The 22,007-nt window shown below is 62.8% G+C and carries 19 protein-coding genes; 18 read left to right on the plus strand and 1 reads right to left on the minus strand.

Annotated features, from left to right (window positions below; genetic code table 11):
• Window positions 1-7 precede the first annotated feature (7 nt).
• From HBN98_RS22690 to HBN98_RS22730, 9 genes are all read left to right on the plus strand, one after another.
• On the plus strand, window positions 8-976 hold the full coding sequence (locus tag HBN98_RS22690) for a Gfo/Idh/MocA family protein (RefSeq protein ID WP_083368913.1): 969 nt from the start codon (window positions 8-10) through the stop codon (window positions 974-976).
• A gap of 277 nt (window positions 977-1,253) precedes the next feature.
• Window positions 1,254-2,006 (plus strand): GntR family transcriptional regulator, encoded by a 753-nt coding sequence (locus tag HBN98_RS22695; RefSeq protein ID WP_007968661.1) that lies wholly within the window; start codon window positions 1,254-1,256, stop codon window positions 2,004-2,006.
• Window positions 2,003-3,733, plus strand: a complete 1,731-nt coding sequence (locus tag HBN98_RS22700) for a fumarate reductase/succinate dehydrogenase flavoprotein subunit (RefSeq protein ID WP_083368914.1) — start codon at window positions 2,003-2,005, stop codon at window positions 3,731-3,733. The genes HBN98_RS22695 and HBN98_RS22700 overlap by 4 nt, the downstream gene beginning before the upstream one ends.
• A 25-nt stretch (window positions 3,734-3,758) precedes the next feature.
• Window positions 3,759-4,004: a 4Fe-4S dicluster domain-containing protein gene (locus HBN98_RS22705; protein ID WP_003225615.1), complete on the plus strand. Its 246-nt coding sequence runs from the start codon at window positions 3,759-3,761 to the stop codon at window positions 4,002-4,004.
• A 228-nt stretch (window positions 4,005-4,232) separates the two neighbouring features.
• A complete protein-coding gene (locus HBN98_RS22710; RefSeq protein ID WP_083368915.1) occupies window positions 4,233-5,636 on the plus strand; it encodes an ABC transporter substrate-binding protein in 1,404 nt (467 codons plus the stop codon).
• 131 nt (window positions 5,637-5,767) lie between these two features.
• Complete coding sequence (locus HBN98_RS22715; RefSeq protein WP_083368916.1) at window positions 5,768-6,550, plus strand: ABC transporter permease; 783 nt, start codon at window positions 5,768-5,770, stop codon at window positions 6,548-6,550.
• The gene (locus HBN98_RS22720) at window positions 6,550-7,398 is read left to right on the plus strand and encodes an ABC transporter ATP-binding protein (RefSeq protein ID WP_083368917.1); all 849 of its coding nucleotides are present in this window, start codon (window positions 6,550-6,552) and stop codon (window positions 7,396-7,398) included. The genes HBN98_RS22715 and HBN98_RS22720 overlap by 1 nt, the downstream gene beginning before the upstream one ends.
• Entirely contained in the window at window positions 7,395-8,357 is a 963-nt protein-coding gene (locus HBN98_RS22725; protein ID WP_083368918.1) for a HEAT repeat domain-containing protein, read from the plus strand. Before HBN98_RS22720 ends, HBN98_RS22725 begins: the two co-directional genes overlap by 4 nt.
• Window positions 8,354-8,632, plus strand: a complete 279-nt coding sequence (locus HBN98_RS22730; protein WP_064587787.1) for a DUF971 domain-containing protein — start codon at window positions 8,354-8,356, stop codon at window positions 8,630-8,632. Before HBN98_RS22725 ends, HBN98_RS22730 begins: the two co-directional genes overlap by 4 nt.
• Before the next feature lie 129 nt (window positions 8,633-8,761).
• Here the strand turns inward: HBN98_RS22730 and HBN98_RS22735 are convergent, their stop codons facing one another.
• Window positions 8,762-10,420: a phosphoethanolamine transferase gene (locus HBN98_RS22735; protein ID WP_083368919.1), complete on the minus strand. Its 1,659-nt coding sequence runs from the start codon at window positions 10,418-10,420 to the stop codon at window positions 8,762-8,764.
• Between the two features lie 435 nt (window positions 10,421-10,855).
• Here HBN98_RS22735 and lexA point away from each other — a divergent pair, with 435 nt between their 5' ends.
• From lexA to HBN98_RS22780, 9 genes are all read left to right on the plus strand, one after another.
• Complete coding sequence (lexA, locus tag HBN98_RS22740) at window positions 10,856-11,473, plus strand: transcriptional repressor LexA (RefSeq protein WP_064587783.1); 618 nt, start codon at window positions 10,856-10,858, stop codon at window positions 11,471-11,473.
• Entirely contained in the window at window positions 11,473-12,090 is a 618-nt protein-coding gene (imuA, locus tag HBN98_RS22745) for a translesion DNA synthesis-associated protein ImuA (protein WP_025109863.1), read from the plus strand. Before lexA ends, imuA begins: the two co-directional genes overlap by 1 nt.
• A 7-nt stretch (window positions 12,091-12,097) precedes the next feature.
• Window positions 12,098-13,513: a Y-family DNA polymerase gene (locus HBN98_RS22750; RefSeq protein ID WP_083368920.1), complete on the plus strand. Its 1,416-nt coding sequence runs from the start codon at window positions 12,098-12,100 to the stop codon at window positions 13,511-13,513.
• Window positions 13,489-16,587 carry an error-prone DNA polymerase gene (locus HBN98_RS22755; protein WP_195826210.1) on the plus strand — a complete coding sequence of 1,033 codons (3,099 nt, stop codon included), beginning with the start codon at window positions 13,489-13,491 and terminating at the stop codon, window positions 16,585-16,587. Before HBN98_RS22750 ends, HBN98_RS22755 begins: the two co-directional genes overlap by 25 nt.
• 271 nt (window positions 16,588-16,858) lie before the next feature.
• Window positions 16,859-17,545 (plus strand): CsgG/HfaB family protein, encoded by a 687-nt coding sequence (locus HBN98_RS22760; RefSeq protein ID WP_162276313.1) that lies wholly within the window; start codon window positions 16,859-16,861, stop codon window positions 17,543-17,545.
• Between the two features lie 29 nt (window positions 17,546-17,574).
• Window positions 17,575-17,943 carry a DUF4810 domain-containing protein gene (locus HBN98_RS22765; protein WP_003225593.1) on the plus strand — a complete coding sequence of 123 codons (369 nt, stop codon included), beginning with the start codon at window positions 17,575-17,577 and terminating at the stop codon, window positions 17,941-17,943.
• Window positions 17,940-18,599, plus strand: a complete 660-nt coding sequence (locus tag HBN98_RS22770; protein ID WP_027613674.1) for a DUF799 domain-containing protein — start codon at window positions 17,940-17,942, stop codon at window positions 18,597-18,599. The genes HBN98_RS22765 and HBN98_RS22770 overlap by 4 nt, the downstream gene beginning before the upstream one ends.
• A gap of 349 nt (window positions 18,600-18,948) precedes the next feature.
• On the plus strand, window positions 18,949-19,638 hold the full coding sequence (locus HBN98_RS22775) for a GntR family transcriptional regulator (protein ID WP_064587776.1): 690 nt from the start codon (window positions 18,949-18,951) through the stop codon (window positions 19,636-19,638).
• A 133-nt stretch (window positions 19,639-19,771) separates the two neighbouring features.
• On the plus strand, window positions 19,772-21,883 hold the full coding sequence (locus HBN98_RS22780) for a hybrid sensor histidine kinase/response regulator (protein ID WP_083368922.1): 2,112 nt from the start codon (window positions 19,772-19,774) through the stop codon (window positions 21,881-21,883).
• The last annotated feature ends 124 nt before the right edge of the window (window positions 21,884-22,007 follow it).

Genomic DNA, 22,007 nt, shown 5'->3' on the forward strand with positions numbered 1-22,007 from the left:
GTTGACCATGGACGTGGTGCGTTGGGGCATGATCGGTTGCGGCAGCGTCACTGAGCGCAAGAGCGGGCCGGCGTTCTACAAGGCGCCCGGCTCGGCGCTGGTGGCGGTGATGGGGCGGCGCCTCGAAGCCGTGAGCGATTACGCCGCGCGCCATGCCATCGCCCGGGTCTACACCGATGTCGATGCGCTGATCAACGACCCCGAGGTGGACGCGGTGTACATCGCCACGCCACCCGACAGTCACCACGCCTACAGCCTCAAAGTCGCCGCTGCCGGCAAGCATTGCTGCGTCGAAAAACCGATGGCGCTCAACGCCGGGCAAAGCCGCGAGATGCAGCAGGCGTTCGCCGATGCCGGGCTGCACCTGTTCGTCTCCTACTACCGCCGCTCTTTGCCGCGTTTTCAACAAGTGCGGCAATGGCTGGCGCAGGGCCGTATCGGCGAGGTGCGGCACCTGAGCTGGACGCTGACCAAGGCCCCATCGACGGCGGATCTGGCCGGCAGCGCCAATTGGCGAACCGACCCGAGCGTGGCCGGCGGCGGTTACTTTGCCGATCTGGCCAGCCATGGTTTTGACCTGTTCCAGTATTTGCTCGGCGACATCGTCGAGGTCGCCGGTTTCACGGCGCGGCAGGCCGGTCTGTACGCCGCCGAAGATGCCGTCAGCGCCAGTTGGCGGTTCGCCTGCGGAGCACTGGGCATGGGCTGCTGGAGCTTTGTCGCGGATCGGCGCGAGGATCGGGTCGAGATTATCGGCAGCCTCGGTCGGATCAGTCTTTCCGTATTCGATGAACATCCCGTGCAGCTTCATGCGGATGAAATCATCAGCCTGGAAATCCCCCATCACGACCACATTCAGTGGCATCACGTCCTAGGCATGAACGCGCACATCCGTGGCGATTCGCAACATCCCGCTGTCGCCGCACAAGCCCTCAAGACCGATTGGGTGATGGACCAGATCCTCAAACGCCACTGATTTACGCGTTAAACCACAACCCTGTGGCGAGGGAGCTTGCTCCCGCTCGGCTGCGCAGCAGTTGTAAAACCATGCTCCTCGGTACACCCGACGGGCTGCGACCGCCGGGTTTTGGGGCCGCTTCGCTGCCCAGCGGGAGCAAGCTCCCTCGCCACAGAATCAGACATGATCTTCATGTTCTGTGCTCAGCTCTAAGGTTATGCCCAAACAATATTTCTCAAGCTTGTCATAACGTCTCTAAGATCACGTCATAACTCGTTATAACAAGTGATCCCTGATGACCGATAACGTCCTGTCCCTCAGCAGCGTCCCGCTGCACACCCAACTGCGCGATGTCCTGCGTGCGCGCATTCTTGACGGCGAATACCCGCAAGACAGCCAGATGCCCTCCGAAAGCGAGCTTGGCACGCTGTTCAAAGTCAGCCGCATTACCGTGCGCCAGGCCTTGGGCGATCTGCAGAAAGAAGGGCTGATCTTCAAGATCCACGGCAAGGGCACTTTCGTCGCCAAGCCGAAAACCTTCCAGAACGTCAGCAGCCTGCAAGGCCTCGCCGAGTCCATGACCGGGCGCGGCTACGAGGTGATCAATCGCCTGCGCAGCTTCAAATTCATCCCCGCCGACAAACGTGTGGCCGAGCGCCTGCAAGTCGCTGAAGGCGAGACTGTGGCGCAGATCAAACGCGTACGGCTGATCAACCGCGAGCCGATTTCGCTGGAAATCACCTACCTGCCCAAAGCCGTCGGCGAACGCCTGGAGAAGGCGGATCTGGTGACGCGCGACATCTTCCTGATTCTGGAAAACGACTGCGGCATCGCCCTCGGCCACGCTGACCTGGCGATCGACGCCGTGCTGGCCGACAGCGACCTGACCCAGGCGCTGAACGTCGAAGCCGGCTCGCCGATCATGCGCATCGAACGTCTGACCCACGACGCCAACGGTCAGCCGCTGGACTTCGAACACCTTTACTACCGTGGCGATGCGTTCCAGTACCGCCTGCGGATCGACCGGCAAAAAGGGGAGCAGGCATGACACGCAACACGTTGGAGCAGGAATACGACATCGTCGTGATCGGCGGCGGCACCGCCGGCCCGATGGCGGCGATCAAGGCCAAAGAGAAGAACCGCGACTTGCGCGTGCTGCTGGTGGACAAGGCCAACGTCAAGCGCAGCGGCGCGATCAGCATGGGCATGGACGGCCTGAACAACGCGATCATCCCCGGCCACTCGACGCCGGAGCAGTACACCAAGGAAATCACCATCGCCAACGACGGCATCGTCAATCAGGCCGCCGTTTACGCCTACGCCACGCACAGTTTTGAAACCATCGAGCAGCTCGACCGCTGGGGCGTGAAGTTCGAGAAGGACGAAACCGGCGATTACGCGGTGAAAAAAGTCCACCACATGGGCGCCTACGTGCTGCCGATGCCGGAAGGGCACGACATCAAGAAGGTGCTTTACCGCCAGTTGAAACGCGCACGGGTCAGCATCACCAATCGACTGGTCTGCACCCGCTTGCTGACCGACGAGGAGGGCGCGGTCAATGGCGTAATGGGCTTCGATTGCCGCACCGCCGACTTCCATGTGATCAAGGCCAAAGCGGTGATCCTTGCCTGCGGTGCGGCCGGTCGCCTCGGTCTGCCGTCCTCCGGCTACCTGATGGGCACCTACGAAAACCCGACCAATGCCGGCGACGGTTACGCGATGGCGTATCACGCCGGGGCCGAGCTGGCGAACCTCGAATGCTTCCAGATCAACCCGCTGATCAAGGACTACAACGGCCCGGCCTGTGCCTACGTCACCGGACCCTTGGGCGGCTACACCGCCAACAACAAGGGTGAACGCTTCATCGAGTGCGACTACTGGAGCGGGCAGATGATGTGGGAATTCCACCAGGAACTGGAAAGCGGCAACGGCCCGGTGTTTCTCAAACTCGATCACCTGGCCGAGGAAACCATCCAGAACATCGAGGAAATCCTGCACAGCAACGAACGCCCAAGTCGCGGCCAGTTTCACGCCAATCGCGGCACCGATTACCGCACGCAGATGGTCGAGATGCACATCTCGGAGATCGGCTTTTGCAGCGGTCATTCGGCGTCGGGCGTGTGGGTCAACGAGCGTGCCGAGACCTCAGTGAAAGGCCTGTACTCGGCGGGCGACATGGCTGCCGTGCCGCACAACTACATGCTCGGCGCGTTCACCTACGGCTGGTTTGCCGGGCACAACGCGGCGGATTTCGTCGCCGGGCGCGCGTTTTCGGCGCTGGATACCGGGCAGATCGCGAAGGAAAAAGCCAGGGTCTACGCACCGCTGGACCGTGAGCACGGCCTGCCGCCGGCCCAGGTCGAGTACAAGCTGCGACGCTTCGTCAACGACTACCTGCAACCGCCGAAAGTGACCAAGAAGATGCAGATCGGTCTGCAACGCTTCAGCGACATCGAACGCGACCTCGAGCAGATGAAAGCCAACAACGCCCACGAACTGATGCGCGCGATGGAAACCAGCGTGATCCGCGACTGCGCCGAAATGGCCGCGCGCGCCTCGCTGTTCCGCGCCGAAAGCCGTTGGGGCCTGTATCACTACCGCGTCGATCACCCGCAGCGCAACGACGCTGAATGGTTCTGCCATTGCCACCTGAAGAAGGGTGACGACGGCCAGATGACCAGTTTCAAGAAGCCCGTCGAGCCGTACATCATCCCGCTCGATGCCGAAGAAATGCAGGCTTACGACCGCTTGCGGGTGGGCGCTTTTGCCGCTTGATGCATCACCAGAGAGAGTCCGAACCATGGCCTATCAAGCCCAGGAAATCTTCTTCCGCTCCAACGCCCCGGTCACCGTCGATGAGGACAAATGCATCGCCGAAAAGGGCTGCACCGTGTGCGTCGACGTCTGCCCGATGGACCTGCTGGCGATCAACCCGGCCACGCAAAAGGCCTACATGGCGTTCGATGAATGCTGGTACTGCATGCCGTGTGAAAAGGACTGCCCGACCGGGGCCGTAAAGGTCGATATTCCCTATCTCCTGCGCTGAAACCCGGTCCCTGTAGGAGCTGCCGAAGGCTGCGATCTTTTGACTTATGTTTTTTCAGATCAAGATCAAAAGATCGCAGCCTGCGGCAGCTCCTACAGGGGATTGTGGTAAGCCATAAAGCCATCCGGAACACCCGGACGCTGGAATCACCAAAACCCCCTCGTTTCCCACCGCGCCCTGATCGCGGCGGAGACGAACAGCCAATCAATGATTCGAGGGGAAACAACCATGTTGCGTGCAGCAATCGCCGGTCTGGTACTGGCTTCATTCACCTTGTCGGCCTCGGCCGAAACCATTCGCATCGCCATCGGCACCCAGGACACCACCATCAACTGCGCTGCGGGCGGCCTGTTGATTCGGGAGCTCGGTCTGCTCGACAAATACCTCCCGCACGACGGCGCCTACAAGGACGCGAAATACGACGTGCAGTGGAAGAACTTCACCAGCGGCGCGCCGCTGACCAACGAGATGGTCGCCGGCAAACTCGACTTCGGCGCCATGGCCGATTTCCCCGGGGCGTTCAACGGGGTGGCGTTCGAGACCGCCGGCAAGCACAGCCTGTTCATCAGTGTGTTGTCGGGCAGCATCAAGGGCAGCGGCAACGGCATCGTGGTGCCGAGCGCGTCCGGGGTGCAGTCGCTGAGCGAGCTCAAGGGCAAGACCATCTCGGTGCCATTCGCCTCGACGGCCCACGGCATGTTGTTGCGTGCGGTGGCAGAGCAGGGCTGGGACCCGCTCAAGGACGTGAACATCATTGCCCAGCCACCGGAAGTTGCCGGCTCCGCATTGCAGGCGGGCAAGATCGACGCCCACGCCGATTTCGTGCCGTTCGCCGAACTGTTCCCCAGCCGTGGCTTCGCCCGCAAGATCTACGACGGTGCCCAGGCCAACGCACCGACCTTCCACGGTGCGCTGGTGGATCAGGCCTACGCCAAGAAGTACCCGGAAATCGTCGTCGCCTACCTGCGGGCGAGCATCGAGGCCAATCGGTTACTCACTGCCGAGCCTGAGAAGTACAGCGAGCTGATCGCCAAGGTCACCGGCGTCGATGCCGAGGTCAATTACCTGTTCCACGGCCCGCTCGGCGTGCAGACCCGCGACCTGAGCTGGAAGCCGGAATATCGCCAGTCCGTCGGCACCGCAATCGATACGCTGAAGCTGCTGAAGAAGGCCGATCGTGGCCTCGACCTGAATACCTTCATCGACGACCAGTACATCCGCGCCGCGTTCAAGGCGTCGAATCTGGACTACACCGCGCAGCTCGCCAATTACGCGCAGACCCCGCTGAAGGCCACGGATGCGGCGACTGGCAAAGCCATCACTGACTTCAGCCACGTCGCGGAAATCTGGGTACGCGGCGAAGACAAGGTGCGCCAGTACGCTTCCGCTGAATCGGCTTTCACCGCGTTGGCCGCTTTGAAGCAGGAAGGTAAAAACATCCGCGCGGTGTATGCGCAGGCCAGTGACAGCGGGATCAAATTGCTCGCCGATCAGGCGTGGTTTGCCAGTGATGCCAAGGGGCGTTTGAGCGCGTTTCTGCTCAAGGGCCAGGCGCAGCAGTTCGCGGCGGCGCAGGGCGGCAAGGTTCTCGATTTCACCGATGCCACGACCCAGGCTGTGGCGATCCACTAACCCGCAGAACATCGCTGCCACCTGTAGGAGCTGCCGAAGGCTGCGATCTTTTGATCTTGATTCTGAAAAACAAAGTCAAAAGATCGCAGCCTGCGGCAGCTCCTACAGGGGGCGTGGTGAAAGGAATATTTATGTTCAGATCTATTCAGCGCTGGGTTCCAAGGGCCGCTTCTTTGCTGCTCTGCCTGCTGTTCTGGCAACTCGCCGCCAGCCACCATTGGAACCTCGGACTGGTCACCTTCGCCAACGTGCCCGCCCCCTTGGCGGTCATTGAAGCGGCGCTGGGCCTGGGCGATTCCGGCAAGCTGCTGCAGCACCTGACCGCCAGCCTCAGCCGCGTGTTCGCCGGTTACCTTGCGGCACTGCTGATCGGCATCGCCCTGGGCCTGGCCATCGGCCGCTCGAAATGGGCCGAAGACCTGCTGCTGCCACCGCTGGAAGTGCTGCGGCCGATCCCGGCGGTGGCGTGGATTCCGCTGGCGATTCTGATGTTCCCGTCGTCGGAGCTGTCGATGGTGTTCATCACCTTCACCGGCGCGCTGTTCCCGATCCTGCTCAACACCGTGCACGGTGTCGAAGGCGTCGATCCGCGCCTGATCGCTTCAGCGAAAAGCCTCGGGGCAGGACGCCGGGCGATGTTGCTCGAAGTGATTTTGCCCGGTGCCGCACCGAGCATCATCACCGGCCTGGCGATCGGCATGGGCACCTCGTGGTTCTGCCTGGTGACCGCGGAAATGATCTCCGGCCAGTTCGGCATCGGTTACTACACCTGGGAGTCCTACACCATCCAGAACTACGCCGACATCGTCGTCGGCATGCTGCTGATCGGCGTGCTGGGCATGGGCAGCAGCCTGTTGATAAAACGTCTGGGCGGGCTGTTCACGCCTTGGCACCGACCACGAGGAAAAGCCTGATGAGCGCAATGCAAACCCCGGAAGGGCGGATCGATATTCGTCAGTTGTCGATCGTCCTCGGCGAAGGCCAGCACGCGTTCGAAGCCGTGCACGGTCTGGATTGCCAGATCGAACCGGGCCAGTTCGTGTGCATTCTCGGCCCGTCCGGTTGCGGCAAATCGACCTTGCTTGGCGCACTCGCCGGGCACTTGAGCGCCCATGCCGGCAGCCTGAAAGTCGATGGTGGCGAGGTGTCCGGGCCGTCGCCGCAACGTGGCATGGTGTTCCAGCATCACACGCTGTTCCCGTGGCGCACGGTGCGCGACAACGTTGCCTTTGGCCTGAAGATGCGTGGCATCGGAAAGACTGAGCGCCACCGAGCCGCCGACGACATTCTCCAACTGGTGGGCCTTGAAGGCTTTGCCGAACGCTGGCCCGATCAGCTTTCCGGCGGCATGCAGCAACGGGTGGAAATCGCCCGGGTGCTGGTCAACCGTCCGCGCCTGCTGCTGATGGACGAGCCCTTCGGCGCGCTGGATGCCTTGACCCGCCTGAACATGCAGGAACTGCTGCTGGACATCTGGACGCGCATCCGCACCACCGTGGTGTTCGTCACCCACGACATCGACGAGGCGCTATTCCTCGCCGACCGCCTGCTGGTGATGAGCGCGCGGCCGGGGCGAATCATCGAAGACCTGCGCCTGGATTTCCCGCGCCCGCGCACCACTGAGCTGGTGACCAGCGCCGAGTTTTCTCGGCTCAAACGCCACTGCCTCGACCTGCTGCGCCATGACAACGACCGACCGCTGCCGCGCCTCAATCCGCTCGGCCTGCCTCCCGAAAACCCTTTGCCGCGATTTGCCTTATGACCTCTATTTTTGCTGTGACCGATAACCCGGACATTCTCGCCCTGCAACCGCGTCTGACCGCTGACGATGCCGGCGTGCGGCGCATTGCGCTGATTGATCTCGCGGACCTGGAAGAGCCGGACGGCTTGCTCTGGCTGGTCGAACGGCTGAGCGATGATCCGGCGCAAGAAGTCCGCGCCGAAGCCGCGCGACTGCTGGAAGCCTGGGAGGACGAACCGGTGGTGGCGGCGCTGTGTCAGGCGCTGACCGACCCGTCGCCCGCCGTACAAACCGCAGCAGCGCAAAGCCTGAGCCTGCTCAAGAGCGAAGCCGCTGGCCGGGTGATTCTGCCGTGGACCGATCACGCGCAAGTCAGTGTGCGGATCGCTGCGTTCCGCGCCCTGCGCGAACTGCGTTTCGTCGCCGCCGCGCCTGCTGCGGTCGCGGCACTCGACGACGCCGATGCCAATGTGCGGCGCGAAGCGGTCGGCGTGCTCGGCTGGCTCAAGCAACTCGACGCGCTGCCGGCGCTGGCACGCCTGGCCAGCGCCGACCCGGACACCGAAGTGCGGCGCGCCGCCACCGGCGCCCTCGGCCTGGCCTCCGGCGCCGAGGTGCTGCCGGCGTTGCGTCAGGCCTTGCAGGATCACGCCTGGCAAGTGCGTGAAGAGGCGGCCACCACGCTGGGCAAGGTCGGCCACAGCGATGCCGGTCCGGCGTTGATCGAAGCGCTGGGCGATGATTACTGGCAAGTGCGCCTGCGCGCCACTCGCAGCCTCGGTCGCCTGCGTTTTGCCCCGGCGCTGGACGCGTTGATCGAGACCCTCGGCCATCGCATCAGCAACCTGCGCAAGGAAGCCGCGCTGGCCCTCGGTGAGTTGCATGATCGCGGGGCGGTGGCGGCGTTGCAGGCGGCGCAGGACGACGGTGACCCGGAAGTGCGCAAAGCGGTGCGGATTGCCTTGAGTCAGTTGCAATGAATCCGCTGTCGGTAGGCAATTCACAAAGCGCGCAGACGTTGCGCCTGAGTTGGCCGGACGGCCGTGAATCGGTGCTCAACCACGCCGAACTGCGCCGCCAGTGCCCGTGCTCGCAGTGCCGTGCGTTTCGCCTGAAAGGGATGACCCCGCGGGTCGATGACCGTGTTCGGCTGATCGAGATCAATCCGCAGGGCTACGGCGTGCAACTGGTGTTCAGCGATGGGCACCAGCGCGGGATCTACCCGTGGGATTACCTGGCACAACTCAATTCTTGACCCAACAAATATCCAATTGTGGGAGCGAGCCTGCTCGCGAATGCGGTGGTTGATTCAGCATTGATGGCGACTGATACGCCGCCTTCGCGAGCAGGCTCGCTCCCACAGTGGGGTTGTGTAATTCCCGGGTTATTGGGCAGCCGTCATCGCCGGCCGGCATCCCCGAAACACATCCAGCCCTGGCTGATACAGCGCCGTTTTCACCTCAAACAACCCCAGCACCGAATGGAACAGGTTGTCATGGCTCAAGTCCGGCTGCCCGGTCTTGCCTTGCAGGCAATCCCGATCAATCCCCAGTTGCGCCAGGGTGTTGTTGCCGAACCACATCACCATCGGCACATGAGTCTGCGCCTCGGGCGCCAGTGCATACGGCGCCGCGTGCAGGTACAGGCCGTTTTCGCCCAGCGATTCGCCATGGTCGGAGACGTACAGCATCGAGGTGTCCAGCGTGTCCTGATTGCGCTTGAGCAACTCGATCACCTTGGCGAGGAAGTGGTCGGTGTAGAGGATCGTGTTGTCGTACACGTTCACCAACTCATCGCGACTGCAACTGCCCAACTGGTTGGTGTGGCAGATCGGCGTGAAGCGTTCCAGGGTCTTCGGGTAACGCTCGTAGTATTCCGGGCCGTGGCTGCCGTCGGCGTGCAGGACGATGATCGCGTGGCCCTTGAGGCTGTCGATGTAGGTCTGCAGATCGGCCAGCAGCGCTTCATCGAGGCAGTTGTTGCCGTCGCAGAACGGCCCCGGCTGGTTCTTCGCGATGTCGCGGTGCGGCACGCGCAGGCAGGTGCCCTTGCAGTCGCTGTTGTTGTCCAGCCACAGCACCTGCACGCCGGCGCGTTGCAGGATGTCGAGCAGGCCTTCGTAGGTTTTGCCTTTCTTGTCGCTGTAGTCCTCACGCGGGAACATCGAGAACATGCACGGCACCGACACCGCCGTGGACGTGCCGCAGGAATGCACCTGGGTGAAGTTGAGGATGTCCAGCTGGCTCAGTTCGGGATTGGTCTCGCGTGCATAGCCGTTCAGCGAGAAGTGATCGGCGCGGGCGGTTTCGCCCACCACGAACACCATCAGCGATTTCTTCTCGCGGCTGGCGGCTTTCGCGCTCATCACCGCGTCTTCACCGATGGCCTGCACCACGAAGTGCTTTTTGATGCCCAGGCGCTGTTTGGTGTACTTGCTGATGGCGTAGATGTAGTTGGTCGGGTTGATGAAATGGGTGAGCTTGTCTTCTTCACGGAAGATCGGCGCGTAGGTCGAATAGAACGCGCCCACCGAGGCGCCGATCAGCAGCACGCAGGCGGTGATCACCAACAGCTTGTTGAGCAGGCCACGAAAGAACGGCCGATAACTCACCGGCCAACGCCAGATCAGCGCCGCCGGCAGCACGCCGAGCAGCAGCACGTAGGCCAGCAGCTTGCCGTTGAACAGCGCGGCGGCTTCGGCCGGGTTGGTTTCGAACACGTTCTGGATCATCACCGTGTCGATGGTGATCCCGTATTCGTTCATGAAATACGCAGCGCAGGCCGAGAGCAGGGCGACCACCGTCAGTGCCGGTTTCAGCGTCCAGCGAAACGACACCAACGTCAGCAACAGGCTGATGGCGGCCCACAGAAACAGCCCGAACGAGGCGAAAAACGCCAGTTTGTGCGCTCCTTGCAGGGTGATCAGCGTGCCCAGCGCCTTCCAGGTCGCCAGGTTGTACAGCGCCACCAGTGCCAAAGAAAACAGCAGCACCAGGCGGGTTGAAGTGATGGACGGTAAACGCAGTCCTTTGCCCAAAGCCATTTCAGACATTCCTCTACACGAATAGAAAACTCGTACGGTTACGCGCGTAACTGTAGAAGAACATTAGTAAAAATTCCGTAAACATCCCGTAACAAACACCGAGTGCACAGCGAAACCCTGTAGGAGTGAGCCTGCTCGCGATAGCGGTATTGCATTCAACATTGTTGTTGACTGACACACTGCTATCGCGAGCAGGCTCACTCCTACAGGTAATGCTGCTCGCTTAAGCCCGGCAATGTGACTGTGGCGAGGGAGCTTGCTCCCGCTGGACTGCGTAGCAGTCCCTCTTTTGGGGGCGCTTCGCGACCCAGCGAGACGAGGCGGCGATCCTACAAGCTCCCTCGCCACAGGTTTCAATTGAATGGGGAACGATCAATCAGTGTCCGGCCCGGGCCGACTGGCGGTCATTGTCAGAAAAACCCGGGAAGAGTACAAATGTACTCCATGACCAATCTGACTCCCCGCCGTACCGCCATCCTGACCTTTATCCGCGAACGCATCGCCGAACACGGTCAGCCCCCAAGCCTCGCTGAAATCAGCGAGGCTTTTGGTTTTGCCTCGCGCAGCGTGGCGCGCAAGCATGTGCTGGCGCTCACCGAAGCCGGGTTTATCGAGGTCAATCCGCATCAGGCCCGGGGCATTCGCCTGCTCGGGCAACCGCCGCGGCCGGAGCTGCTCGACATTCCCGTACTCGGCCGCGTCGCTGCCGGTGCGCCGATCGGTGCCGATGCCGAGATCCATAGCCGCTTGATGCTCGACCCGGTGCTGTTCTCCCGCACACCCGACTACATGCTGCGGGTGCAGGGCGACTCGATGATCGAGGACGGCATTCTCGACGGTGATCTGGTGGGCGTGAAGCGCAATCCCGAGGCGCTCAACGGCCAGATCGTGGTGGCGCGGCTCGACGGCGAGGTCACGATCAAACGCTTCGAGCGTGTCGGCGCGACGGTGCGCCTGCTGCCGCGCAACCCGGCGTACCAGCCGATTGTCGTGCGCGACGATCAGGACCTGGCCATCGAAGGGGTGTTCTGCGGTCTGGTGAGGCAAGGCTGATGGGCGCCGTCGTTGCACTCGATACGCTGTTCAATGGCGGCCAGGTCTGGAAGGGCCGTCCTGCGCCTCCGGCGGCCAGCCCGCAACCCACCGGCCATGCCGCGCTGGATGCGGCATTGCCCAGCGGCGGCTGGCCGGAAGCGGCACTGAGCGAAATCCTTCTGGCCGGCCCCGGGGTCGGTGAGTTGCAACTGGTCTGGCCGACCCTGGCGCGGTTGTCGGCGGCGGGCGAGCGCATCGTGCTGGTGGCGCCCCCGTTCGTGCCGTACCCGCAGGCGTGGGAGAACGCCGGGATCGATCTGCGTCAGTTGTCGGTGATCCAGGCCAGCGAACGCGATGCCTTGTGGGCGGCGGAACAATGCCTGCGTTCGGGCAGTTGCGGCGCCGTGCTGTGCTGGCCGCACAAGGCTGATGACCGCGCGTTGCGGCGCTTGCAGGTGGCGGCGGAAACCGGGCAGACCCTGGCCTTTGCCTGGCGCCCGCTGAGCGAGGCGGTCAACCCGTCGCCGGCGGCGCTGCGCATTGCCATCGATGCCAGACCTGCCCAGTTGCGCGTGCTCAAATGCCGTGGCGGACTGGCGCGCACGGCGCCGATTGCGTTTGCCGTGGGGCACTGAGGTCGTCATGCGCTGGGTCTGCATTCTGTTCCCGCAATTGGCGCTCGACGCAGTCCTGCGTCAGCGTCCCGATCCCGATCAACCGTTGGTGCTGCTCAGCGGCCCGGCCCAGCGCCGGGTGCTGCAAGCGGTGAATACGTCGGCGCGCCAGCTCGGCCTGCGCGCCGGCCAGTCGATGACCGCCGCGCAAGCGTTGAGCAAAGGCTTTGCCACCGCCGATTACGACCTCGCCGAGGTCGAGCACTGGCAGCAGTTTCTGGCGGCGTGGGCCTACCGGTTCAGCGCGCAGGTCAGTGTGCATTACCCGCGTACCGTGGTGTTCGAGATCGAATCCAGCCTGGGCCTGTTCGGTTCCTGGACGCAGTTTGAAGCGCGGCTGCGCAAGGAGCTGACCGAGCTGGGCTTCCGCCATCGCATTGTCGCCGCACCGAACCCGGTGGCGGCGCGGGTGCTGGCCAATGCTTACGATGGCCTGGTGGTGCCGGACGGTGAAGCCTTGCAGCATCATCTCGGGCAACTGCCTGTCGATCGCGTCGGGCTGGAGCCGCCCGTCGCCACGGCGCTGGCGCGTATGGGCCTGCGTAACCTCAGCCAGGTGCAGAGCCTGCCGCGTCAGGCCCTGGCCCGACGTTTCGAAGCATCGATGCTCAAACACCTCGACACCCTGTTCGGCGCACGTCCACTGGCCTTGGCGTTCTATCTGCCGCCAGACCGCTTCGATGTGCGCATCGAACTCAACTTCGACGTGCAATCTCATCAGGCCTTGCTGTTCCCGTTACGCCGGTTGACCGGCGACCTGTCGGCGTTTCTCTGCGGGCGCGACAGCGGTGTGCAGCGTTTCGATTTGCATCTGGAGCACGCCGGGCTGCCGGACACGCTGATCAAGGTCGGCTTGCTCAGCGCCGAGCGCGATCCGGCGATGCTCTTCGAACTGGCGCGGGGCCGGCTGGAGCAGGTACAGGTCGAGGCGCCGGTGCGCGGTTTCCGCCTGCGCGCCGAAGATCTGCCGAGTTTCGTACCGCAGTTTCAGGAACTGTTCGATGAGCGTCCGCAACAGACCTTGCCCTGGGAGCAATTGCGCGAACGCCTGCGCGCGCGGCTCGGCGACGATGCGGTGCAGGGCCTGCGCTTCCAGGCCGACCATCGCCCCGAATGTGCGTGGCAGAACGGCGTCGACAAGCAGCGTTGCAGCGGATTGCCGAGCGTTCAGCGCCCGGGCTGGCTGCTCGGCGAACCGCAAAGCGTGGCTGAAGGTTCGGCGCGGATCCTCATGGGCCCGGAACGCATCGAATCCGGCTGGTGGGACGGGGACGATGTACGCCGCGATTACTACCTGATCCAGAACCGCGCCGGTCAGCAGGGCTGGGCGTATCGGGCGGTGGGCGAGGGCGGTCCGTTGTGGCTGCAGGGCTGGTTTGCATGAACGAGGGCTATGCCGAGCTGCACTGCCTGTCGAACTTCAGCTTCCAGCGCGGTGCCTCCAGTGCCCTTGAGCTGTTCCAGCGGGCGAAAAAACACGGTTATCAGGCGCTGGCGATCACCGACGAGTGCACGCTGGCCGGGATCGTGCGTGCCTGGCAGGCGGCGAAATCGGTTGAACTGCCGCTGATCATCGGCAGCGAAATCCGCATCGACAACGGCCCGAAACTGCTGCTGTTGGTGGAGAACCTCGCGGGGTATCAGGCCTTGTGCGGCTTGATCACCCAGGCCCGCCGGCGTACGCAGAAAGGCCAGTACCAGGTGCTGCGCGAGGATTTCAGCGCGCCGTTGCCGGGGTTGTTCACGCTGTGGGTGCCGGACACTGTGGAGGATGTGGAGGAGGGCCGCTGGCTGAAACAGACCTTTGGCGAGCGTCTGTTTCTGGCGGTGCAGTTGCATCGCGGGCAGGACGACCAGCGTCGGCTGGCGGCACTGCTGAGTCTGGCGGAGCAGGTGCAGATTACCGCTGTCGCCAGCGGTGACGTGCACATGCACGCCCGGGGCCGGCGCGCCCTGCAGGACACCATGACCGCGATCCGCCATCACGTCCCGGTGGCCGAGGCCGGATTGCGCCTGCACCCCAACGGCGAACGCCATCTGCGCAGCCTCGATGTATTGCGCGAGCTGTATCCGCCGGCGTTGCTCGACGCCTCGGTGCAACTGGCCCGGCGCTGCACGTTCGAGCTGGGCGAGTTGCGCTATGAGTATCCGAAAGAACTGGTGCCGCAGGGGCACACCGGCCGTTCCTGGCTGCGCCAGTTGACTAAAGAGGGCATCGTCTGGCGCTGGAAAAAAGGCGCGCCCTTCAAGGTGCTGAGGCAGATCAACAAGGAACTGAAACTGATCGCCGAACTCGGCTACGAAAGCTACTTCCTCACCGTGCACGATGTGGTGCGTTTCGCCCGCGAGCAAAATATTCTCTGTCAGGGCCGGGGTTCGGCGGCCAACTCGGCCGTGTGTTTCGCCTTGGGCATCACCGAGATCGACCCGGACCGCACCACGCTGCTGTTCGAGCGCTTCATGTCCAAGGAGCGCAACGAGCCGCCGGACATCGACGTGGATTTCGAACACGAACGCCGCGAAGAAGTCTTGCAATACGTGTTCCGCCGTTATGGCCGGGGGCGGGCGGCGCTGACGGCGGTGGTCAGCACCTACCACGCCGCCGGTGCGGTGCGCGACGTCGCCAAGGCCTTGGGGCTGCCGCCGGATCAGATCAATGCGCTGGCCGATTGCTGCGGCCACTGGAGCGATGAAACCCCGCCGCTGGCGCGCTTGCTCGAAGCCGGGTTCGATCCTGACAGCCCGGTGCTGCGCCGGGTGCTGAGCCTGACCGGGCAACTGATCGGCTTTCCCCGGCACCTGTCGCAGCACCCCGGTGGTTTCGTGATTTCCGAGCAGCCGCTGGATACGCTGGTGCCAGTGGAAAACGCCGCCATGGCCGAGCGCACGATCATTCAGTGGGACAAGGACGACCTCGATGCGGTCGGGCTGCTCAAGGTCGATATCCTTGCCCTCGGCATGCTCAGCGCGATCCGTCGCTGCTTCGATCTGCTGCGGCGTCATCGCCATCTGGATCTGAGCCTGGCGACGATTCCGGCCGAAGACCAACTGACCTACGAAATGATCAGCCGCGCCGACACCATCGGCGTGTTCCAGATCGAGTCGCGGGCGCAGATGTCGATGCTGCCGCGCCTGAAACCGGCGAAGTTCTACGATCTGGTGATCGAGGTGGCGATCGTCCGCCCGGGGCCGATTCAGGGCGGGATGGTTCACCCATACCTGCGCCGCCGCAACAAGGAGGAAGAAGAAACCTACCCGTCGCCAGAACTCAAAGTGGTACTGGAGCGTACCCTCGGCGTGCCGTTGTTTCAGGAACAGGTGATGCAGATCGCTATCGTCGCCGCCGACTACAGCCCCGGCGAGGCCGACCAGTTACGCCGCTCCATGGCCGCGTGGAAACGCCACGGCGGGCTGGAACCGCACAAGGAACGTCTCGCCGCCGGCATGAAGAAAAACGGCTACACCCCGGAATTCGCCGCGCAGATCTTCGAGCAGATCAAGGGTTTTGGCAGCTACGGGTTTCCCGAATCCCACGCCGCCAGTTTTGCTTTGCTGACCTACGCTAGTTGCTGGCTCAAGTGCCACGAACCGGCAGCGTTCGCCTGTGCGCTGATCAACAGTTGGCCGATGGGTTTCTACAGCCCGGACCAGATCCTTCAGGACGCGCACCGCCATCAGTTGCAGATCCGTCCGGTGGACGTGCGCGCCAGCGACTGGGATTGCAGCCTGGAACCGATCAGCGGTGCACAACCGGCGATCCGCATGGGCCTGCGGATGATCAAGGGCTTTCGCGAGGACGACGCTCGGCGCATCGAAGCGGCGCGCGCGCGCGGGGCGTTTGCCGATGTCGCCGACCTGGGCGAACGCGCCGCGCTCGACAGTCGGGCGCAGGCGCTGCTCGCCGATTCCGGGGCGTTGCGCGGCATGGCCGGGCATCGGCATCGCGCACGCTGGGAAGTGGCCGGGGTGCAGAAACAGCTGGGCCTGTTTGCCGGGTTGCCGAGTCAGGAAGAACCCGATGTGCTGCTGCCCAAACCGAGTGTCGGCGAGGACCTGCACGCCGATTACGCGACGCTCGGCACCACGCTGGGGCCGCATCCACTGGCGCTGCTGCGTGGCGAACTCAAGGCGCGGCGCTGCCGCAGCTCGCAGGAGTTGCTGGACGTCGAACACGGCCGGCCGGTGAGCATCGCCGGGCTGGTCACCGGCCGCCAACGACCGGGCACCGCCAGTGGTGTGACCTTCGTCACCCTGGAAGACGAGTTCGGCAACGTCAACGTGGTGGTCTGGCGCGATCTGGCCGAGCGTCAGCGCCAGGTGCTGGTCGGCTCGCAACTGCTCAAGGTCGATGGCCGCTGGGAGCGCGAAGGCGAAGTCCGGCATTTGATCGCCGGACGGCTGAGCGACCTGAGTCCGCTGCTCGACGGTATTCGCGTGCAGAGTCGCGACTTCCATTAATACCAATCCCCTGTAGGAGCTGCCGCAGGCTGCGATCTTTTGACTTTGATTTAAAAAAACAAGATCAAAAGATCGCAGCCTGCGGCAGCTCCTACAGGAAGGGCAGTTCGATCATGGCGGAGCAGTGAGCGGCATGGGCGGTCAATCCATTGGCGTCAAAAAAAGCCTGTCGCGAATGATGGCACTTTGTCATAATGCCGGCCCTTTTCCGCTCCCCACCGCCTTGCCGTGCCGGGACACACCGTTTTTTCAGAAGGAATGCACAGTGAGAATGATCTCCCGGATGTTGGTCTCAGGCGTTGCGATTGCCGTGCTCGGCACCCTCGCCAGCTCCCTTGCCGGCTGCGCCACCGAAAGTTCCCGCGCCCTGCCGGTGGCCAAGGTCGAGAGCGCCACGCAAGTCTGGACCGGTGCTCGCGTGCCGATGGCAGTGGGCAAGTTCGATAACCGTTCCAGCTACATGCGCGGAATCTTCTCCGATGGCGTCGATCGTCTCGGCGGCCAGGCCAAGACCATCCTGATCACGCACTTGCAGCAGACCAACCGTTTCTCCGTCCTGGATCGCGACAACATGGGCGAGATCCAGCAGGAAGCCGCCATCAAGGGCCAGACCCAGCGCCTCAAGGGTGCCGATTACGTGGTCACCGGTGACGTCACCGAGTTCGGCCGCAAAGAAACCGGCGACCATCAACTGTTCGGCATTCTCGGCCGGGGCAAGACCCAGGTCGCCTACGCCAAGGTCAACCTGAACATCGTCAACATCAGCACCTCCGAAGTGGTGTATTCGACCCAGGGCGCCGGCGAGTACGCCTTGTCCAACCGCGAAATCATCGGCTTCGGCGGCACCGCTGCGTACGACTCCACGCTCAACGGCAAAGTCCTCGATCTGGCCATGCGCGAGGCGATCAATCGTCTGGTCGATGGCATGAACGCCGGTGCCTGGAAACCGGGTAACTGATCGCTATTCATTGCAAGGAGCACTACCCCATGAATCTGACTTTGTCGCGGTCGTTGCTGGCCCTGACGCTGGCCGCCAGCGCCTTGCTGGCCGGTTGCAGCAGCCCGAAAACCCTGTACCAGTGGGAAGATTATCAACCGCAGGTCTACGAATACTTCAAAGGCGAAGAGCCGAAGGAAGCCCAGGCCGAAGTGCTGGAGCGTGACCTGCAGAAGATCCGTTCTACCGGCAAGGCCGTGCCGCCGGGCTACCACGCCCACCTGGGCCTGCTGTACCTGAGCATGGGCAAGGACGATCAGATGGTGCAGCAGTTCCGCACCGAGAAAGCGCTGTTCCCCGAGTCCGGCCCGTACATGGATTTTCTGCTTAAAAACGCCAAGACCGGAGACGCCAAATGATTTCGCGCACCCTGAAACTGCTGGCCGCCGGTCTGGCCCTGACTGTACTCGGTGGTTGCGTTGCGCCGAAAACCGTCGATTATTCGGCGTATAAACAGGCGCGCCCGAAGACCATTCTGGTGCTGCCGCCGCTGAACACCTCGCCGGACGTGAAAGCCTCCTACAGCCTGTTGTCGCAAGTGACGTTTCCACTGGCCGAGGCCGGTTACTACGTGCTGCCGATCACCCTGGTGGACGAGACCTTCCGCCAGAACGGCCTGACCACGCCGGATGACATCCATCAGGCACCGGCCAACAAGCTCAAGGAAATTTTCGGCGCCGACGCCGCGCTGTACATCACCGTGACCGAGTACGGCACGCGGTACATGGTCATCAGCAGCGAAACCGCGGTGACCGCCACCGCGAAACTGGTGGACCTGAAATCCGGCACTACGCTGTGGACCGGTTCGGCACGCGCGTCGAGCGAAGAGGGTGGCAACAACAGTGGCGGCGGGCTGGTCGGCATGCTGATCACGGCGGCGGTGAAGCAGGTGATCAACAGTTCGACCGATGCCGGCTACCCGATTGCCGGTGTGGCGAGCAATCGCTTGCTGTCGGCCGGGCAGCACGCAGGCCTGTTGTACGGCCCGCGTTCGCCGAAGTACGGCACTGACTGATTTAGCAGGTACGACACAAAAACCTTTGTAGGAGTGAGCCTGCTCGCGATAGCGGTGTGTCAGACAACATCAACGTGGCTGATGCACCGCTATCGCGAGCAGGCTCACTCCTACAAGGGAATGTGTTAATCAGTGTTATTTGGCAGCGGCCAAAACCGCTCGTCCCCACCATCGAAAAATCCCCGGCCTGTGCTGCCCACGCGAGCCTCTCGCTGCCTCAATCCCATTCAACTTGCGATTCATCCCCTGCATCTCGGCGCCGAAGGCGATATCCTGCGCCACACTTATCTGTGCAAACGGCGCATAACGCTGGAACACCGTGTTTGCCCGAGGCTAAAGGAGTGTTCGAATGACCGAGAAGAAACTGGAAACCACGGTCGACCGCGTCTACCAAGGGATTTACCTGGCGATCAGCAAGCGTTCACTGCGTCCGGGGATGAAGCTGGGCGAAGCCTCGCTGGCTGAACTGTTCAATGTCAGTCGCACGTCGGTACGTGCCGCGCTCAAGCAACTGGAAGCCGAGGGGCTGGTCACCACCGAGCCGAACAAAGGGGCTTCGGTATCGTTGCCCAGCAATGAAGAAATCCGCTCGTTGTTCGAAACCCGGCGCCTGATCGAGATCGGGATCGTCACCGAACTCTGCCGGCGCAAGGACACCGCCGCCATGCAAGTCCTGCGCGAGCACCTGCTACTGGAAGACGCCGCCCACGCGGCGGGTGACCACGAGCAACTGATTTACCTGCTTGGCGAGTTCCACATCAAGCTGGCGCGCAGCCTCAACAACCCGGTGCTGCTCGACTGGTTTCAGAAGCTGATTTCCCGCGCCTCGCTGTACGTCGCCGCACTGGATGACGACAGCCATGAAGCCTGCCGCGACAACGAGCATCTGCGCCTGATCGAATACATTGAGGCCGGCGATCAGAGCGCCGCCATCGAGCTGACCTGTACGCATTTGAACGGCATTGAAAAGGCCATTCTGGATGTCGCTGCGAAGATGAAAACTGGCTACCATCCGCTCAAGCACCTGATCGGGGTCTAATCCGGGCCGGGTCTGAAATCGGCTATACCTTCAATGAAACCAAAACGGCCGACGAGGCTCGAAACAGACGGGCGTCGCCTCGTTCCGGCGGCGCGACGTATCGGGCAAACACCACAGGACACCGAGTCAATCGATGCAGTTTTTATCCGATAGCTACGGTTGTGAGGGCTGGAAAGGCGAGATGGCCGAGCGCATTTGCGCGTTCGACTGGCGCCAGACTGAACTCGGCCCGCTCGACACCTGGCCTGCCAGCCTGTGCAGCGCCGTGCAACTGATGCTGGCCTCGCCCTTGCCGATGGTCATGCTCTGGGGCCATGCCGGTTACATGATCTACAACGACGCCTATTCGCGGGTTGCCGGTGGCCGCCATCCGTACCTGTTGGGCGCACCGGTGGAGCTGGGCTGGCCGGAAGTTGCCGACTTCAACCGGCAGGTGGTCGACACCTGCCTGGCGGGCGGTACCTTGTCCTTCCGCAACAAGGAACTGGTGCTGCTGCGCAATGGCGTGCCCGAAGACGTCTGGATGGATTTGTATTACAGCCCGGTGCCCGACGATGACGGCGTGCCGGCCGGGGTCTTGGCGATGGTCGTCGAGACCACCGAGTTCATGCGTTCCGAACGCCTGCGTCAGGCCGCTGAAGATGCCTATCGTGCAGATAACGAGAGGGTGCGTCTGGCACTCAATGCCGGCGCCTTGCTGGGTTCGTTTGTCTGGGACGTGAAAAATAATATTCTTTCGGCCGACGAGCGTTTTGCCCGAACCTTTTCCTGCCCGCTGGAACAGGACTTGAGCAACCTGTCGCAGGCCTTCACCGAATCGCGAATCCATCCAGACGATCTGGCCTGGGTTCGAGACCGGGTCAATCATTCGTTGCAGACCGGTGAAGCGTATAACGCCGAGTACCGGGTGTTGTGCGCCGATGGCAGCTACCTGTGGGTGCTCGCCAGTGGCGCCTGCGAATATGACGAACACGGCGCGCCGTTCCGTTTTCCCGGGGTGTTGATCGACATCCATGAACGCAAGATCGCCGAAGAATCCCTGCTCAAATTCACCCGCAACCTTGAACAACGAGTCGCCGATGAAGTGAATGCGCGGCTGGCGACCGAAGAGCAATTGCGCCAGTCGCAGAAGCTCGAAGCCATCGGCGGACTCACCGGCGGCGTGGCCCACGACTTCAACAACCTGCTGCAGGTGATCGCCGGCAACCTGCATTTGCTGGCGCGGCATGAACCGGACAATGCCAACGTGCAACGCCGGGTCAGCGCTTCATTGGCGGCGGTCGAGCGCGGCGCCAAGCTGTCGTCGCAATTGCTCGCGTTTGCCCGGCGTCAGCCGTTGTCGCCAGCGGTGTGTGATCCGCAACAGATCTTCGATGGCGTCGGTGAATTGCTCCAGCGCGCGCTGGGCGAAACCATTCAGATTGACGTGCAATTGCCGCAAGACCCGTGGCACATCAACGTCGATCGCAATCAACTGGAAAACGCCATTCTCAATCTGGCGATCAACGCCCGGGATGCGATGAAGGGCGAGGGCACGATTGTCCTCAGCGCCCTCAACACCCGACTGGACAACACGTTCTGCGCAGGCAAAGGCATCGTCGCCGGTGACTACGTGCGGGTAGTGGTCAGCGACACCGGCGCCGGCATTCCCCCGCAAATGCTTGAACAGGTGTTCGAGCCGTTCTTCACCACCAAGGCTGATGGTCAGGGCACCGGGCTCGGCTTGAGCATGGTGTTCGGCTTCGTCAAACAGAGCGGCGGCCACGTCGAGATCGACAGCACCGTGGGCGAGGGCACGCGGGTGCAACTGTACTTCCCGCGCAGCCTGCGCCCGGTCATCGATGAGACACCGGGTTTCGACCCGCAGCAGGGCGGCGGCCATGAAACCATTCTGGTGGTCGAGGACAACGAAGCGGTGCGCGCCTCGGCCGTGGAGTTGCTACGCGAAGAAGGTTACCGCGTGCTCACCGCCGGCAATGGCGACGTGGCGATGCAGATGTTGCTGCAAGGCATCGACGTCGATCTGATTTTCACCGATGTGGTCATGCCAGGGCTGATCAAGAGTTCCGACCTGGCGGCCTGGGCCAAGGTGCAGACGCCAGCGGTGGCGGTGCTGTTCACCTCCGGGCACACCCGCGACATCATCTCGCGCAACCACCAGTTGAGTCCGGACACGCACTTGCTGAGCAAACCGTACGGACCGGAAGCGTTGTTGCAGATGATTCAGTCGGTGCTCAGTGCCTAGCTGGCTAATTCCCAAGTCCCTGTGGCGAGGGAGCTTGCTCCCGCTCGGCTGCGCAGCAGTCGTAAATCCGGGAACCGCGGTTTGTCTGCCGGGTTGATTCGTCCGGGATTGGGGCCGCTTCGCA

The sequence above is a fragment of the Pseudomonas koreensis genome, from assembly GCF_012986595.1.
Lineage (GTDB): Bacteria > Pseudomonadota > Gammaproteobacteria > Pseudomonadales > Pseudomonadaceae > Aquipseudomonas > Aquipseudomonas koreensis.